Below are 15,808 nucleotides of genomic sequence, written 5' to 3'. Positions count from 1 at the left end.
CATAATTCACCCAAGTTATCACTACTCCCATTTATCGATTTGGAGCTTAATTATGGATACAAGAAAACTGGTTCTGATTTTGTTATGTATCTTTCTTCCGCCTGTCGCGGTGTTTATGGAGAAAGGTCTAAATAAAGACTTTTTGATTAATCTAATATTGACGTGTTTCTTCTTTCTACCAGGTACGATCCACGCGCTTTGGTTAACAATGAAGTAACCACTTACACTCTCACTCTTTATAAAATTGAAAAATGGGATGAAATATGAGGGCAATTCCTCTATCATCCTGTCGCCTAAGCGCAAGCGTTTGCTCAAAAGCAAATACGGCGCTTAGGCTCCAATCAGACAACTTTTCAATGGTGGGAGCAATTAATGACAACACTGACTATCACTCGTCCTGACGACTGGCACGTTCACTTACGCGATGGGGAAGTTCTTAAAGACACCGTTCGCGACATCAGCCGCTACAATGGCCGTGCGCTGATTATGCCAAATACCGTCCCACCTGTTACTACAACTGAGCTCGCCCTAGCCTACCGTGACCGAATTCTCAAAGAGCAACATGGCGAACAGTTTGAGCCTTTAATGGCGCTTTACCTTACAGATAACACGACACCAGACGAAATACGTAAGGCTAAAGCAACCGGACACATTGTTGCTGCCAAGCTCTATCCTGCAGGCGCTACCACAAACTCAGATTCCGGTGTGACCAATGCGAAGAACATTTACCACGTTCTCGAAACGATGGAAGAAGTAGGAATGTTACTTTTGGTTCATGGGGAAGTAACACATCACGATGTTGATATCTTCGACCGAGAGAAAGAATTCCTTGATACTGTCCTCGCTCCTATCGTCAATGACTTCCCTAATCTTAAAATCGTTCTAGAACATATCACCACCGCCGACGCAGCAAACTTCGTTAACAACGCCTCAGACAACGTAGCGGCTACCATCACTGCCCACCATCTTCTTTTCAACCGTAACCACATGCTTGTGGGTGGTATTAAACCTCATTTCTACTGTTTGCCAATTCTTAAGCGCGGAACCCACCAGCAAGCGCTGATCGAAGCAGCAACTAGTGGTAGCAAGAAGTTTTTCCTAGGTACAGACTCAGCGCCACATGCGAAAGGGGCAAAAGAATCGGCTTGCGGTTGTGCTGGTTCTTACACTGCACACGCAGCGATAGAGCTTTATGCAGAAGTCTTCGAAAAAGAAGGCAAGTTGGAAAACTTGGAAGCTTTCGCAAGCTTCAACGGTCCTGATTTTTACGGCATTGCACGTAACACAGATACAGTAACGTTAGAAAAATCCGCTTGGGATGTGCCAGAAACGATGCCATTTGGCAATGATATCGTTGTGCCTATTCGAGCAAATGAACAGATCGAGTGGAAAGTGAAGTAAGTACTTTACTGACGTTTCACCCATAAAACAGGGTCATGCTTTTTGTAAAAAGAAGTCATGACCCTTGTTATTATCGTCTCATGTTTTAGATGTGATTATTGACCACGAAGCTTTTCAACCATCGTCCATACCGCAACCACAACCAACCCCGCCACAAAGCCGATAATACCGTTCAGTAAAATAGGCAAAATGGCTGTAGCAACCGAATGACCACTAAAGTTCATAATAATCGGCTCTACAAAGTGATGAATGGCTGGCACGTTGTGCACCACAATTCCTCCACCCACCAAAAACATCGCAGCAGTTCCTACAATGGTTAACAACTTCATCAACTTTGGTGCAAAAGCGACCAAGGCCCCTCCGACTTTCGCCACCCAACCTTTACCGTTTGAGCGACTTTCAAGGTAAAGGCCTAAATCATCTAGCTTCACAATCCCAGCGACTAGTCCATAAACTCCACCCGTCATAATCACTGCAATTAAACTGACAACTAAAATTTGCGTAACAAGACTGGCTCCTGTCACGGTACCTAACGCAATCACGATGATTTCTGCTGAAAGGATAAAGTCTGTCCGAATCGCACCAGAAACTTTACGCTTTTCATACTCTTCTATCGACTCGCCAGTATTAACTAGCTCATCTTCTTCTTCGTGCGGATGCGAGTGAGGAAACACTTTCTCAAGTACTTTCTCTGCCCCTTCAAAGCAGAGAAATAAGCCGCCAATTAGCAATAATGGCATGATAAGCCATGGAATAATCGCGCTAATAAGTAAAGCTGAAGGAACTAAAATCAATTTATTTTTGAATGAGCCTTTTGCAACCGCCCAAACCACTGGAATCTCTCGCTCAGATGCAACACCAGACACTTGTTGAGCGTTTAACGCTAGATCATCTCCCAACACACCTGCGGTTTTCTTTGCCGCCATTTTTGACATTAAGGCGACATCATCAAGCACCGTGGCAATATCGTCCAACAGTGTGAGTAAACTTGCTCCAGCCATTTTTTGTCTCTTATATGAAATTGAGTAAGTAACAAAATGTAACACCAATGAATAACTCATCAAAGTGATGATTTTGCAAAGAATACCACCCCAAATGGTGTTTTATATTGCCGTAAAGATAAGACAGGTCTAGTCTTGTGATACCTTTCAGCAGTCAAAAGAAAAAGTATAGATGAAAAGTGGATACATTTACCCGATCGGTACTCCTGGCCAACCTTGGAACGAAGAAGAACGTAAAGCTTGGTTAGCAACGCAAGAAGTAAAACGTAGCTACCAAGATGAAGTCGTCAGTAAAATCGATGCCCTACGCGAGCGTTTTGATGTTGAACAATATGGTGCGCTCTCATACAACGAGGCACGCTTCCCTCTGTTTTGTATCAAAACACGCAATTGGGATTCAACTAAGCCTGTTGTGTTGGTCACAGGCGGCGTGCACGGTTACGAAACCAGCGGTGTACATGGCGCATTAAAGTTTGTAGAAACAGAAGCAGAGCGCTATGCAGAGCATTTCAATATTGTCGTTGCACCCTGCGTAAGCCCTTGGGGTTACGAGGTGATCAACCGCTGGAATCCAAACGCGATTGATCCAAACCGCTCTTTCTATAAGTATAGCCCTGCCGAAGAGTCCGCTAACCTCATAAAGCTCGTTGCAACTTTAGGCGATGTGTTAATGCACATTGATCTACATGAAACGACAGATTCTGACGAAACTGAGTTCCGTCCAGCCTTAGCTGCTCGTGATGGTATTGAGTACATTGAAGGTATGATCCCAGATGGCTTTTACACGGTGGGAGATAGTGAAAACCCTCAGCCTGACTTCCAAAAAGCGGTCATTGAGTCAGTTGCAAAAGTGACTCACATTGCACCAGCAGATGAAAACGGCGAAATCATTGGTTCACCCGTCGTACAGTTTGGCGTTATCAACTACCCAATGGTAAAACTGGGCCTGTGTGGCGGCGTAACAAATTGCGTTTACGGCACGACAACGGAAGTGTACCCAGACAGCCCAACAGTGACCGACGAAGAATGTAACGATGCACAGGTTGCAGCCGTGGTGGGTGGTTTGAATTACATAATCGCTCAGCTATAACAATCGATTCTTGTATTGCTCCGGTGTCATGCCGGAGTATTTCTTGAACATCGCGATAAAAGGGCTGGCTTGGTTATAACCTAACGTCAGAGCGACTTCTTTTACGGTCTGCCCTTTACGCAGCAACTCCATAGAATGTAAATATCGCACACGTAAGCGCCACTCAGTAAAGCTCATTCCTAATTCACTCTGGCAATGTCTCGCTAACGTGCGTTCTGTAGTATGCACTTTTGCCGCCCACTCCGCCAAACTAATTTCATCGGTTGGCGATTCTTCTACTGCTTTTAAGATTGGCTGAAGATATTTGTTGTCGGTTGTCGGTAAAAAGTGATGTTCCACTTCTCGTTTCGCCAGTTGATCCAACAACACTCGCACCAAGCGTTTGTCTTCATCGCTCTGCGCGACGTTAATGTCACGCTGACGAAAGTCCTCAATGATGGCAGAAACGATGGGGGTGACTTTGATTAAACTGGTTTTGGTTGGAAAATGCGCCGTCAATTCAGGGGCAATGTTCAAAGAACAATATTCGATTGGCTTACGGTTGTAGCTAGTGTGACGAACTCCGGCGGGAACCCAAATAGCAAGATGTGGAGGTGCTAGAAATCTTGTGTCTTCTGCATCCATCTCCAGAATCCCACCGCTGATCAGTTGCACTTGCCCCCAAGGGTGGCTATGAATTCGTGTTTCTGTATTAGAGAGAAACGCTTCGAAATTCATAAACACATCTGATGGCGCACGATCGATTGATAAGGAGGGGTGAAGATTTCTGGCGCTCTTTTTCAAAATTGTCTTCCTACCGCTTACGATGTCTTTTAAGAGATACTTTTTATTATAAAGACCTGCCAGACTAGCGCCATCAATAATTGTGCTATAGGGTTCTCATGATTTATTTACTTCCGTTTTTCACCGTTATGATTTGGGGTGGTAACTCAATTGTGAACAAGATGGCTGCGAGCGCCATTGAACCAAGTGCGATGAGTTTCTACCGTTGGTTTGTCGCAATGGTACTCCTAACGCCATTTTGCCTGCCTGCAATCATCAAACAACGACACATTATTCGACCTTACTTAGCTAAGTTGGCGTTTCTTGCGTTACTTGGTATGGTTCTCAACCAGTCACTTGGATACTATGCCGGTTTAACAACAACGGCCTCTAATATGGCCCTGATCACCTCTTTAGTTCCGTTGATCAGTGTGTTTTTAAGTGTCCCATTGCTCGGTAAATCTATATCAATGTTAAGTATCGTCGGTGGTGTCATTTCGCTCGGCGGCTTGGCATTTATGCTTGGTCACGGTGATATCACTTACTTTTTACATCAAGACTTAACGCAAGGTGACAGCTTAATGCTCGTTGCTGCCATGGTATACGCGGCTTATTGTGTTCTGCTAAAACGCTGGAAAATGCCATTCAGTAGTTTGACTCTGGTTTACATGCAGGGCTTCTTTTCTGTTTTGATGCTCACACCACTTTGGCTCTCTAGTGAACAACTGTTACCAAGCCAAGACGCGCTACCATTAATCGCTTATGCTGGTATTGCTGCTTCCATTTTCGCGCCGCTGATGTGGGTAAAAGCGATTGATTCAATTGGTGCTGATTCAAGTGCTATGTTCATGAACCTAATGCCTGTGGTTTCCGTCATACTTGCTTCAACACTAATTGGTGAGAAAATTTACGCTTACCATATTATTGGTGGGTTGTTAGTCATCTCTGGCGTTATCCTGTCGCAAATAAAAGTAAGACAGAGAAAACCATTGTCCAATTCTGAGGTTGCCTCTACCGCCAATTAACATCTACACCCCAAGCCACAGAACTACGCTGTGGCTTGTCACTTCCAGCGTTCGAATAAAAGTTAATATTTTGTTTCATTCGCTATTCCCGAAAATTCATCTTGCTGCTAAATTGGGAAAACAATAACCCATCAAGGAAAGACAGATGAGCAGTGGTCAAAGAGACATTACCCTTCGCTTTTTAGCAGAACCCAGCGACGTAAATTTTGGCGGGAAAGTGCACGGCGGCGCCGTAATGAAATGGATCGACTTGGCAGCGTACGCCTGTTCTGCAGCGTGGAGTGGTAAATATTGCATTACCGCATATGCTGGCGGCATTCGGTTTGTTGCTCCGATTCATGTCGGCAACTTAGTCGAAGTTAGCGCGAAAGTCATTTATACCGGACGAAGCTCAATGCACATTGCGATTGACGTGCAAGCTAGTGATCCAAAGCAAATGAAAAACAGACTCACCACTCACTGTATCGTTATCATGGTTGCTGTAGATGAAAACGGAAAACCAACCGATGTACCGAAATGGATTCCAGAGTCAGATGAAGACAAAGCCTTAGAGCAATCCGCTATCCGTCTTATGAACATGCGTAAAGAGATTGGGGAAGAAATGGAAGCACACGTTAAATACCTCAAGTAACTGGCATCCGTTAAGAACGCTATTAAGTACCTCAACGTTACCTAGACCCAGAGTGTGGAGCAACATCATGGTTTTGCCATTTGTTTCACGCTCGCCCTTCTCTGTCATAAATCCTTCACCTAGCTTTGCTTAAATCCATCCATTATTTTAGAGCTGGATAGAGTTTGGATCTTGAGACTAAAAGAAACGACCTTAAGTGAAGAGACGTTGACCAATTTAAAAGCGGTCGAGTACCAGTGGGTGAGAACCATGTACGTCGAGGGGTATAACGAAACAGAAATTAATCATTACATTCAAACTTGCTTTGGCGGTGACGTTACCTTTGCTAATCTATTTCGTCGCGTCGCACTGCAGCAAGAAAGTTTGTACACGCTGCTTCAATACGTTGGATGCGCACCTTCCAGCCGAGAGTTTTAATCTCTTCCTTCCCTACCTCAATTTAGCTTTTTACTAAGCTCTAGTTATTTATGTGAAGTGCTACGCAGGGCATTATTCAAGCCCTGTGTAATCCATTGCAAAGCCGCTAATCTCTATCTACTTATTGCACAATTGCCTTTAACAGGCATAAAAAAACCTGAGTCTAAACTCAGGTTATGGTTACAAAAACTGTTAGTGATTGAATCGTAAGGAACTAAGCTAACAGCCAGCTATGCGTAACGCCAATAAAAGCCAAGATATTACTGATCGGCGGCCAAACCAAAATTGTAATATCCGTGCTAAGTATAAGGGCGACCATGTGGTCGCCCTTTTCTAGTTATTCTTATCAATCTCAGACCACAAGAGATTATCCTTTCACACCACCAGCGGTTAGACCACCAACCAACCAGCGCTGCGCAAGTAAGAATACGGCAGTGATTGGCACTGCTGAAAGTACAGCAGCTGCGGCAAAGTCACCCCACAAGTAGTTTTGTGGATATAGGTATTGCTGCATACCCACTGCAAGTGTGTACGAGTCTACATCAGAAAGCAGTAGTGACGCTACAGGAACTTCACCAATTACCATGATGAACGACAATATGAAGACTACCGCTAGGATTGGCACAGACAGTGGCAGCAATACCAAACGGAATGCTTGCCATGGTGTAGCACCATCAAGAGCCGCCGCTTCTTCTAGAGACGAGTCAATACTTTCGAAGTAGCCTTTAATGGTCCAAACGTGCAGTGCGATACCACCTAAGTAAGCGAAGATCAGACCGCCATGCGTGTTCAGACCAAGGAAAGGAATGTACTGACCCAGTTTGTCGAACAACGCGTACAGAGCAACCAGTGCCAACACCGCAGGGAACATCTGGAAGATCATCATCGCTTTAAGAATGGTGTTCTTACCTTTGAACTTCATACGAGCAAACGCGTAAGCCGATGTGGTTGATAGCGCCACGATTAGGATTGCAGAAATACCACCCACTTTTACCGAGTTCCACAACCATGTCATTACTGGGAATGGTGGCGGTGTAACTGTACCGTCTGGATTAGTCACCGAGAAACCTAATGCCAATTTCCAGTGATCAAGTGTTGGGTTGTCTGGGATCAGGCTACCCGTTGCAAAGTTACCTTCACGGAATGAAATCGCGATGATCATCAGTAAAGGGAAAATAATCAGTGCCAAGAATGCCCACATTGCAATATGAGTAGCCCAAACACGATACTTTAATGACTTACCTTGTACCATTGCCATTGTAATTTCTCCTTAGTCCTGAGCTACTTTAGTTACGCGTAGGTTGATAAGTGCCAATGCGCCAACCAATAGGAAGATAAGCGTTGCTACTGCACTTGCTAGACCGAAGTCTTGACCACCAGCACCTTCGAATGCGATTCGGTAGGTGTAACTTACTAGCAGGTCGGTGTAACCCGCAGGCTCTGATGTACCAATCATGTTTGGACCACCGCCAGTCAACAACTGGATAAGTACGAAGTTGTTGAAGTTAAATGCAAAACTCGCGATCAACAATGGTGTTAACGGCTTCAACATCATTGGTAGTGTGATACGTGTGAAGTTCGTGACAAAGTTCGCACCATCAATTGCTGATGCTTCATATAAATCGTCTGGAATCGCTTTTAGTAAGCCCATACACAAAATCATCATGTAAGGGAAACCAAGCCAAGTGTTAACAATTAAGATCATGGTTTTCGCCATGAACGGATCAGAGAACCAAGCCGGGCTAATGCCGAATAAGCCTTCCAACAACATGTTGATCTCACCAAAGCTTTGGTTAAACAAACCTTTAAAGATCAAGATAGAAATAAACGCCGGAACTGCATAAGGCAGGATTAGCAACAAACGGTAAACTGAGCGACCTTTAAGTGCTTCCCACTGAACCACACTGGCAAGGACAAGACCAATAACAAGCGTAAACAATACGGTTAGCGCAGAGAAAACAATGGTCCAGATAAAGATACTGATAAACGGCTCTTTGATACCATCATCTTTCCAAACACGCTCAAAATTGTGGGTACCAATGTTCACCACGAAACCTGGTGACACTGTGCTACCAACAAATTGACCATTTTCATCGACAGGCTGGTAGTAACCTACTTCCATATTTGGACGTAGCGTTTCTTCAGTCCGGTTGTTGTAAAGCGTTTCACCATCTTCTTGTAATGTGTACAAAGGTACAACTGCAGCAAATTTGCGCAGCCCACTCATGCGGATATCATCACCACTTGGCAAATGTAAATCGACACTGCTCAACGCACTGCGGTTCTTAACAATCGCCTTGATTGATTCTTTTTCACCCGTTACTTCTTCAATTGGTGAAAGATCAAACTCCGATGCTGAAAGGTTATCAAGCTGAAAAGTCGGGCTTGCAAGTAGCTCACCATCTTTTTCAACCACAAGTTGATGGCCTTGCTCCGTTTTATACAAAGTGAACGGGTAGCTATCACCACTTTGGTAAGTTCGGTCCAAAAGTACGTTCTGAGCGCGATCAAAAGAGAGTTGGTTCTTCGCGCTATAGTTGGTAAACGCCAAACCTATGGTGTACGCCAAAGGAAAAAGAATGAAAAGGATCATCCCTGCTATACCAGGGTAGATGTAACGGTGTGCGTACGTCTTTTTGCTACCAAAGATGAACAACGCTAAAGCGGTAAGAATGAGCGTAAGTAGTGCAAACGCAATCTCACCGCGAGAATACATAAGGATTGTTGCGTAGCCATTGATGATGCCGACTGTGCCTAAAAGTGACCATTTCATGAACACTTTTTTGCTGCTCGGAAGGCTGGCTTCTGGTGCTGTCATAGCATTTGTACCTTGAACTGACTGCATAGGGAACCTGCTAGCGAATATAGAATAAATATAGAAAAGTAAGGAGGAGTTGCCTCCTCCTTAAAAAGGTCTTACTTAATTATTTAGTCATTTGTTTTTCTGCATCTGCAAGAGCTGCATCGACAGTTTGACGACCGTCAACTACGTTGATGATTGCGTTCTTAGCCGCACCCCAGAATGCGTTCATTTGAGGGATATTTGGCATGATTTCGCCGTTCATCGCATTGTCCATTGTTGCTGCGATACGAGTATCTGAATCAAGCTCACGTTGGAACGAGTTAAGTGCTACCGCACCTAGAGGCTTATCGTTGTTAACCATACGTAGGCCATCGTTTGTTAGTAGGTAGTTCTCAATGAACTCAACTGCTAGGTCTTTGTTTGGAGACGCAGTGCTGATACCAGCCGTTAGAACACCAACGAATGGCTTAGAAGATTGACCTTGGAACTTAGGTAGCGTAGTCACGCCGTAGTTAACGCCAGACTTCTCAATGTTGCCCCAAGACCATGGACCGTTAATCGTCATCGCTGTTTTGCCTTGGTTGAACGCAGACTCAGACACGGAGTAATCCATATCCGCAGAGATTACGCCTTTATCAACTAAGCCTTTTACGAAGCTCATTGCGTCTTTAACGCCTTCTTTCGCGATACCAGCGTCTTTAACATCGTAACCTTCAGAAGTGTATTTGAACGCGTAGCCGCCATCAGCCGCCATTAATGGCCAAGTGAAGTACGGTTCTTTTAGGTTCCACATGATTGCAGACTTGCCGTCTTTTTTAAGTTTTGCATCTAATGCTGCAACCTCTTCCCAAGACTTTGGTGGGTTTGGAACTAGGTCTTTGTTGTAGATTAGAGATAGAGACTCAACCGCAACTGGATAGCCGATCAATTTGCCGTCGTAACGTACTGCATCCCAAGCGAAATCAACGATACCTTCTTGAATATTCTTAGAAGGTTTAATTTCTGCTAGCAGGCCAGCTTCTGCGTAACCACCGAAACGGTCGTGAGCCCAGAATACGATATCAGGACCGTCGCCAGTCGCTGCAGTTTGAGGGAATTTGTCTTGAAGGCCATCTGGGTGAGCCACAGTCACTTTAATGCCTGTGTCTTCTTCAAATTTCTTACCAACTTCAGCAAGGCCGTTGTAGCCTTTATCACCGTTGATCCAGATAGTAAGTTGTCCTTCTTCGATGGCAGCATTAGCACCAAAAGAACCCAAAGCAACAAGAGTACCTAGTGCTACAGCGCTTAACTTTTTCATGTTCGTATCCTTTTTATATTTTTGATGTAGGGCTAGTCCATTGAGGTTCAGCCGTATTTCGACATATATCATCTGAAATAATCCAATATGTCTCATCCTCCTAATCCCTACGCCCTTACAATTATGACGTATTTTCGTGATCTAAATCGCCAAGGGTAAGAGACTCAAATCACAAAATGGATAGTTCCTGTGATCGGTTTCAACTTTAGGTGGTGCAATAATGTGATTTCCGACCAACTGCTTTCTTCCTCCTCCTTTTTTACTCCTCCCTTTCTACTCCCCCTACAATTATTTCTATTAGGAGGATGTCGCACTACGCACAATCTTAGAAACTGCAGTCATCCAAGAGTGGATGGTAAGAACCCTTTCCCAGCAGTGCCTACGTATTAGGAAAAAGATTTGCTGGTTTTGCATTGCCAGACGAGTGGAATGTCATTATTAGTGTTGTTTGTGGTAATTATTTCACGGGGGAGACAATACGAATAATGTGGGGGAGAGAAACTCGTACTTGGCTATGATGGGTAGCACTTCTATTCAGGACATTTTATTGAAGTGCTACCCTACTTTTCTTACCAACCGCAAGAACTTACCGATTCCTACTGTTACTGCTCGCTAGATAATTCATATAATGATGAGCGGTGAATAATAAAAAATTGATCGAGGACGAGCTACATGGCGAGTGTCACGTTAAAAAATGTTTGTAAAGCGTATGGCGACGTACTGATTTCTAAGAACGTAGACCTAACAATCAACGAAGGTGAATTTGTTGTTTTCGTAGGTCCATCAGGTTGTGGTAAATCTACCCTTTTACGTTGTATTGCCGGTCTTGAAGACATTACTTCAGGTGATTTGTATATTGGTGACCAGCGCATGAATGACGTCGAACCATCCAAACGTGGTGTTGGTATGGTATTCCAGTCTTACGCTCTTTACCCGCACCTTAACTTATATGACAACATGTCATTTGGCTTGAAACTAGCAAAAGCAGACAAAGCAGAAATCGACAAGCGTGTTGAACAAGCAGCAGAAATCCTACAACTAGGCCACTTGCTTGAGCGCCAACCAAAAGCACTTTCTGGTGGACAGCGTCAACGTGTGGCGATTGGCCGAACATTAGTATCGCAGCCAAATGTATTCCTTCTAGACGAGCCACTATCAAACTTGGATGCGGCACTGCGTGTAAACATGCGAGCACAAATTACTAAGCTACAACGCCAACTTGGTTGTACCATGATCTACGTAACGCACGATCAGGTAGAAGCGATGACAATGGCAGATAAAATCGTTGTACTAGACGGCGGTTATGTATCGCAAGTTGGTAAGCCGCTTGAACTTTACCATTACCCACAAAACCGCTTTGTAGCTGGCTTTATCGGTTCTCCGAAAATGAACTTCATGAGCGTGTTCATTGATGAAGTAGAAGCAGAGCGCGTCAAAGTTCAACTATCTAACGGCGTATCTTTCTGGATTCCGGTGGATGGTACAACAGTTAACCGCGGCGACCGAATGTCTTTAGGCATTCGCCCTGAGCACCTATTATCCGCTTCTGAAGCTGATGCAAGTATTCACGGTGAAGTGATGATTGTTGAGAAGCTAGGTAACGAAACTCAAGTATACCTAAATCTAGAAGGCGCGGACGCCGACGTTATTTTCCGTCAGCCGGACACGCTTGCAGTCGACACTGGCGATAAAATCGAGATCGGTATTCCAGCTCATCGTTGTCACCTGTTCCACAGTGATGGTCGCGCATGCCGCCGCCTATACAAAGAAAACGGCGTAGAAGTCGAATAGTTCATTCGTCCTTACTCAAAAATCCCTCTCAAGTGAGAGGGATTTTTTTATCTTAATAAATATCAGCAATTCGATACTAAATCATTAATCGTTAACGAATCAAATCACCCGTTTCTTCTACCCTCACATAAACCATTGTCTTTGTACTGATACTTCATTTTTAATACTTTTCCTCATTCCTCATAAGTAAGTACCAGCTTTTTCCTAACCCGCCAAACTTAGCCAAAGGGCTAAATATCATTCTTATTTCCACTTACCTCAACAAAGCAAATTTTTACACTTATCAACGAAATTACACGTGACAAAAAACTCAGCAGCATTCCACAGAATGCTCTGTGCACTAACTACTAATAACGTTCACGACACGGCAATTGGGGAAGACACCCAAGGGCGGTAGCGTGTCAGAAGGGAAACTGAGTCATGAAACAAAAAGGACTTATCCGCTCTCATGAGATGGAGTTCGCTTTTTTATATCGCATCTCAGATCTTGCTGTCATCGTCTCTTTTATGCTGCTTTTAGTGTTCAAAGACATGAATACTGCGATGGGGAAAGATTACGTCATATTGGCTTTCGTTGGAGGCATCTCCTTTCTATTTATGGCAGAAAGCGGCAATCTGTATCGCTCTTGGCGAACCAGTTCGTTTAAAGAGCAGATGTTTATTGTCTGTGTTGCTTGGGCGGTGACTTCTGCACTTATCTTTGTTGTGCTGTATTTTTCTGAAGTCCATACCTTATTTGATAACACAATTTTAGCGCTGTGGTTTGCGATTACGCCCGCTCTGCTTTTGGCATGGCGAGTAACATTCCGTACCGGATTAGCCTATTTGAGAAAAAAAGGATTCAACACTCGCACTGCAATCATCATCGGCCAAACTCCTCACGGCATTACCCTAGCTAACGAAATTCAAAACCACACAGAACACGGCGTGCTTTTTGATGGCTTTTACGACGAACGATCTTCCGACAGATTGCCAAATTCTGATTATCCTATTAAAGGAGCTGTTGACCACGCCCTTGAGCGAGCTAAAAAAGGGGAAGTAGATTACGTCTATATCGCGATGCCAATGCACGCAAAAGAGCGCATTGCGTCACTTCTTAACCAATTCTCAGATACCACCGCAAATACGTATCTGATTCCCGACTTCTTCACTTATAACCTTTTACATTCTCGTTGGGCGCAGATCGGCCAAGTTCAAACACTAAGTGTCTTTGATACACCTTTTGCTGGAATTTCTTCTTGGGTAAAACGGTTTGAAGACATCTTGTTTTCGAGCATTATTTTGGTCTTAATCGCCCCTATTCTATTCGTCATTGCGATTGGCATTAAGGCAACGTCTAAAGGCCCTGTCATCTTTAAACAACATCGGTACGGTCTTGATGGACGCAAGATTGAAGTCTGGAAGTTCCGTTCAATGACAACCATGGATCAAGGTTCCAACGTGAAACAGGCGACAAAGAACGATCCTCGTATTACGCCTTTTGGCGGATTTCTACGTCGCACCTCTTTGGACGAACTACCTCAATTTATCAATGTACTGCAAGGGACCATGTCTATTGTCGGCCCACGCCCTCATGCCGTGGCACACAATGAAGAATACCGTCAGATCGTGGATCGCTACATGCTACGTCACAAAGTAAAACCAGGCATTACTGGCTGGGCGCAGATTAATGGTTATCGCGGCGAAACCGACACCTTAGAAAAAATGGAAAAGAGAGTCGAGTTTGATTTGGATTACATCCACCATTGGTCGGTTTGGATGGACATCAAAATCATCTTTATGACCGTTTTCAAAGGCTTCACTGGTGCTAACGCTTACTAAGGTTGAGATTATGAAGAAACTGACAATGGCAATAGCATTGAGTCTGTTTTCTACTGACTTGCTCGCAGAACCGATGGCTTACCAAACCGAGTCTGGTATAGAGTTGATTCCCCTCGTAAAAACTTTCTACGAGGGAGATGACAACATCAATAAAGCGGAAAAATCCGGCAATGTAGAGTCAGTAAATATTTGGGGTATAGAACCAAGCTTACTAGCACGTATAGAACGGAATCGCTATCGCGCAGATATTTTATATAAGTTAAAAGCTGGCTTTTCATCTGACGATCGCAACGACTTCGACGACCACACTTTTCAGTTTTCCAACTTTTTCGAATTTAATCATCGTCATCGTTTAGTGGTTGATTACCGTTTTCGCGCCCAGCATGAAGTTCGAGGAGAAGATATTACCGAAGGTAATGGTAGCGCAATCGACTCACCAATAGAGTTCAACCGTAACGATGTAAAAACCAATTATGTCTTTGGATCTAACGGTGCCAAAGGCAGACTCGAATTCGGTTTAGGCTATAGTGATAAAACCTATCAAAACTATCGTGACGGCTTGCCTGGTCGCCCAAACGCTAAAACTAAATACAACGATTTTCGAGCTCCCAATGCACATTTGGAGTTCTATTTAAGAGCGACGCCAAGAACCTATTGGTTAGTCGGAACAAACCAAATCGTAACCGAGTATCAGCACCGAAATTCTGCGCAGCCATCGAAAGATAACAACACCAGTTTCTATTACACCGGTGCCGAATGGGAAGTCACAGGAAAAACCAAAGGCATCGCTCGACTCGGTTATCAAATCAAAGATTTTGACAGCGCTCAACGAGAGACATTTAAAGGCTTTAGTTGGGATATCGGCTTTGAATGGTTGCCTCAAGAACAAACTCTAGTCAGCGTGAAAACCACTCAAGCGGCGGTTAACCCCGATCAAGATGGCGATTACAACCTACAAACTCGTTACCGACTGAACCTCAAGCACGATTGGAATAGTTACCTTGCAACTCGCTTAGGTGCTGTTTATCAACAAGATGATTACACGGGAATCTCCAGAAACGACGAACGGTACACTCTATCTTTTGGTATCGATTATCAGATCAAACGTTGGATACTGCTGCAAGCCGATTGGCAATACCAAGATAAAAACTCTAGCCGATCGGGTTATAGCTTCGAACAAAACATTTGGACTTTAAGCGCACAGTTTTCTCTGTAAAAAGGATTATTAATGAAGGCATTCATCAAATTCATGAGTGTAGCGTTGTTGCTATTTAGCACTTTGGTCAACGCTGACTCAAACGAGGAAGATTACTTACTCGATACTGGCGATACCATTTCCGTGCAGGTCTATGGTGAAGAAGATCTTACGATTAAAAATATTCTAATAACGTCAGATGGCTACTTTGATTACCCCTACCTTGGCCGAATTAAAGCAATCAAAAAAACACCAAAACAACTCAAGTACGAAATAGAAACGGGCTTAAAAGGCGATTATCTCATCAATCCAAAAGTGATGGTCACCATCAATAACTTTCGTCTGTTTTACGTTAATGGAGAAGTCAGGAAACCTGGTGGATTTGAGTACCGTCCAGGATTAACCATAGAGAAGGCCATCGCTCTAGCAGGTGGCTTGACCGACAGAGCCTCACGCAAAGGCATTAACCTCACCAAGCATAAAACAGGTCAAACGATGGAGGGGGTCAGTATGCACCGCAACGTTGAACCTGGTGACATTGTATTTATTGACCAGAGCTTCTTTTAAGTGA

Annotated in this window: 15 protein-coding genes; 10 read left to right on the top strand and 5 right to left on the bottom strand. The window is 44.0% G+C overall.

What is annotated here, in order from left to right:
• Positions 1–52: 52 nt before the first annotated feature.
• Entirely contained in the window at positions 53–217 is a 165-nt protein-coding gene (locus tag R7P35_RS01855) for a YqaE/Pmp3 family membrane protein (protein ID WP_005375297.1), read from the top strand.
• Positions 218–372: 155 nt separating this feature from the next.
• Positions 373–1,401, top strand: a complete 1,029-nt coding sequence (pyrC, locus tag R7P35_RS01850; RefSeq protein ID WP_191116399.1) for a dihydroorotase — start codon at positions 373–375, stop codon at positions 1,399–1,401.
• A gap of 95 nt (positions 1,402–1,496) precedes the next feature.
• Here pyrC and R7P35_RS01845 read toward each other — a convergent pair whose 3' ends face one another.
• Positions 1,497–2,402, bottom strand: coding sequence for a DUF808 domain-containing protein (locus R7P35_RS01845; RefSeq protein ID WP_318091614.1), 906 nt, complete (start codon positions 2,400–2,402; stop codon positions 1,497–1,499).
• A gap of 172 nt (positions 2,403–2,574) precedes the next feature.
• Between R7P35_RS01845 and R7P35_RS01840 the strand changes: the two genes are divergently transcribed.
• Positions 2,575–3,492: a M14 family metallocarboxypeptidase gene (locus tag R7P35_RS01840; protein ID WP_054728741.1), complete on the top strand. Its 918-nt coding sequence runs from the start codon at positions 2,575–2,577 to the stop codon at positions 3,490–3,492.
• Here R7P35_RS01840 and R7P35_RS01835 read toward each other — a convergent pair.
• The gene (locus R7P35_RS01835) at positions 3,487–4,275 is read right to left on the bottom strand and encodes an AraC family transcriptional regulator (RefSeq protein WP_213904548.1); all 789 of its coding nucleotides are present in this window, start codon (positions 4,273–4,275) and stop codon (positions 3,487–3,489) included. The two genes, R7P35_RS01840 and R7P35_RS01835, sit on opposite strands and share 6 nt — an antisense overlap.
• A gap of 98 nt (positions 4,276–4,373) precedes the next feature.
• Between R7P35_RS01835 and R7P35_RS01830 the strand changes: the two genes are divergently transcribed.
• The 3 genes from R7P35_RS01830 to R7P35_RS01820 all read left to right on the top strand — a co-directional run bounded on the left by R7P35_RS01830 (position 4,374) and on the right by R7P35_RS01820 (position 6,327).
• The gene (locus tag R7P35_RS01830; RefSeq protein WP_017635281.1) at positions 4,374–5,279 is read left to right on the top strand and encodes a DMT family transporter; all 906 of its coding nucleotides are present in this window, start codon (positions 4,374–4,376) and stop codon (positions 5,277–5,279) included.
• A 145-nt stretch (positions 5,280–5,424) separates the two neighbouring features.
• Positions 5,425–5,910: an acyl-CoA thioesterase gene (locus R7P35_RS01825; protein WP_005375279.1), complete on the top strand. Its 486-nt coding sequence runs from the start codon at positions 5,425–5,427 to the stop codon at positions 5,908–5,910.
• Positions 5,911–6,081: 171 nt separating this feature from the next.
• The gene (locus tag R7P35_RS01820) at positions 6,082–6,327 is read left to right on the top strand and encodes a hypothetical protein (RefSeq protein WP_005375277.1); all 246 of its coding nucleotides are present in this window, start codon (positions 6,082–6,084) and stop codon (positions 6,325–6,327) included.
• Between the two features lie 367 nt (positions 6,328–6,694).
• Here R7P35_RS01820 and malG read toward each other — a convergent pair whose 3' ends face one another.
• From malG to malE, 3 genes are all read right to left on the bottom strand, one after another.
• Positions 6,695–7,585 (bottom strand): maltose ABC transporter permease MalG, encoded by an 891-nt coding sequence (gene malG / locus R7P35_RS01815; protein WP_005375275.1) that lies wholly within the window; start codon positions 7,583–7,585, stop codon positions 6,695–6,697.
• Between the two features lie 12 nt (positions 7,586–7,597).
• Positions 7,598–9,172 carry a maltose ABC transporter permease MalF gene (gene malF / locus R7P35_RS01810; protein WP_005375273.1) on the bottom strand — a complete coding sequence of 525 codons (1,575 nt, stop codon included), beginning with the start codon at positions 9,170–9,172 and terminating at the stop codon, positions 7,598–7,600.
• Between the two features lie 79 nt (positions 9,173–9,251).
• The gene (gene malE / locus R7P35_RS01805) at positions 9,252–10,430 is read right to left on the bottom strand and encodes a maltose/maltodextrin ABC transporter substrate-binding protein MalE (protein ID WP_005375272.1); all 1,179 of its coding nucleotides are present in this window, start codon (positions 10,428–10,430) and stop codon (positions 9,252–9,254) included.
• A 672-nt stretch (positions 10,431–11,102) separates the two neighbouring features.
• On the opposite strand from malE, the gene malK reads away from it, so the two are divergent.
• The 4 genes from malK (at position 11,103) to R7P35_RS01785 (ending at position 15,804) form a co-directional block, all read left to right on the top strand.
• The gene (gene malK, locus R7P35_RS01800) at positions 11,103–12,221 is read left to right on the top strand and encodes a maltose/maltodextrin ABC transporter ATP-binding protein MalK (protein WP_005375271.1); all 1,119 of its coding nucleotides are present in this window, start codon (positions 11,103–11,105) and stop codon (positions 12,219–12,221) included.
• 420 nt (positions 12,222–12,641) lie between these two features.
• On the top strand, positions 12,642–14,042 hold the full coding sequence (locus R7P35_RS01795) for an undecaprenyl-phosphate glucose phosphotransferase (protein WP_042521578.1): 1,401 nt from the start codon (positions 12,642–12,644) through the stop codon (positions 14,040–14,042).
• A gap of 10 nt (positions 14,043–14,052) precedes the next feature.
• Positions 14,053–15,258 (top strand): outer membrane beta-barrel protein, encoded by a 1,206-nt coding sequence (locus R7P35_RS01790; protein WP_158173201.1) that lies wholly within the window; start codon positions 14,053–14,055, stop codon positions 15,256–15,258.
• A 12-nt stretch (positions 15,259–15,270) separates the two neighbouring features.
• Positions 15,271–15,804 (top strand): polysaccharide biosynthesis/export family protein, encoded by a 534-nt coding sequence (locus R7P35_RS01785; RefSeq protein ID WP_005375265.1) that lies wholly within the window; start codon positions 15,271–15,273, stop codon positions 15,802–15,804.
• Positions 15,805–15,808 lie beyond the last annotated feature (4 nt).

Source organism: Vibrio sp. Vb0304 (genome assembly GCF_033338995.1).
GTDB lineage: Bacteria > Pseudomonadota > Gammaproteobacteria > Enterobacterales > Vibrionaceae > Vibrio > Vibrio alginolyticus.
This window is presented reverse-complemented; position numbering and strand designations above follow the sequence as displayed.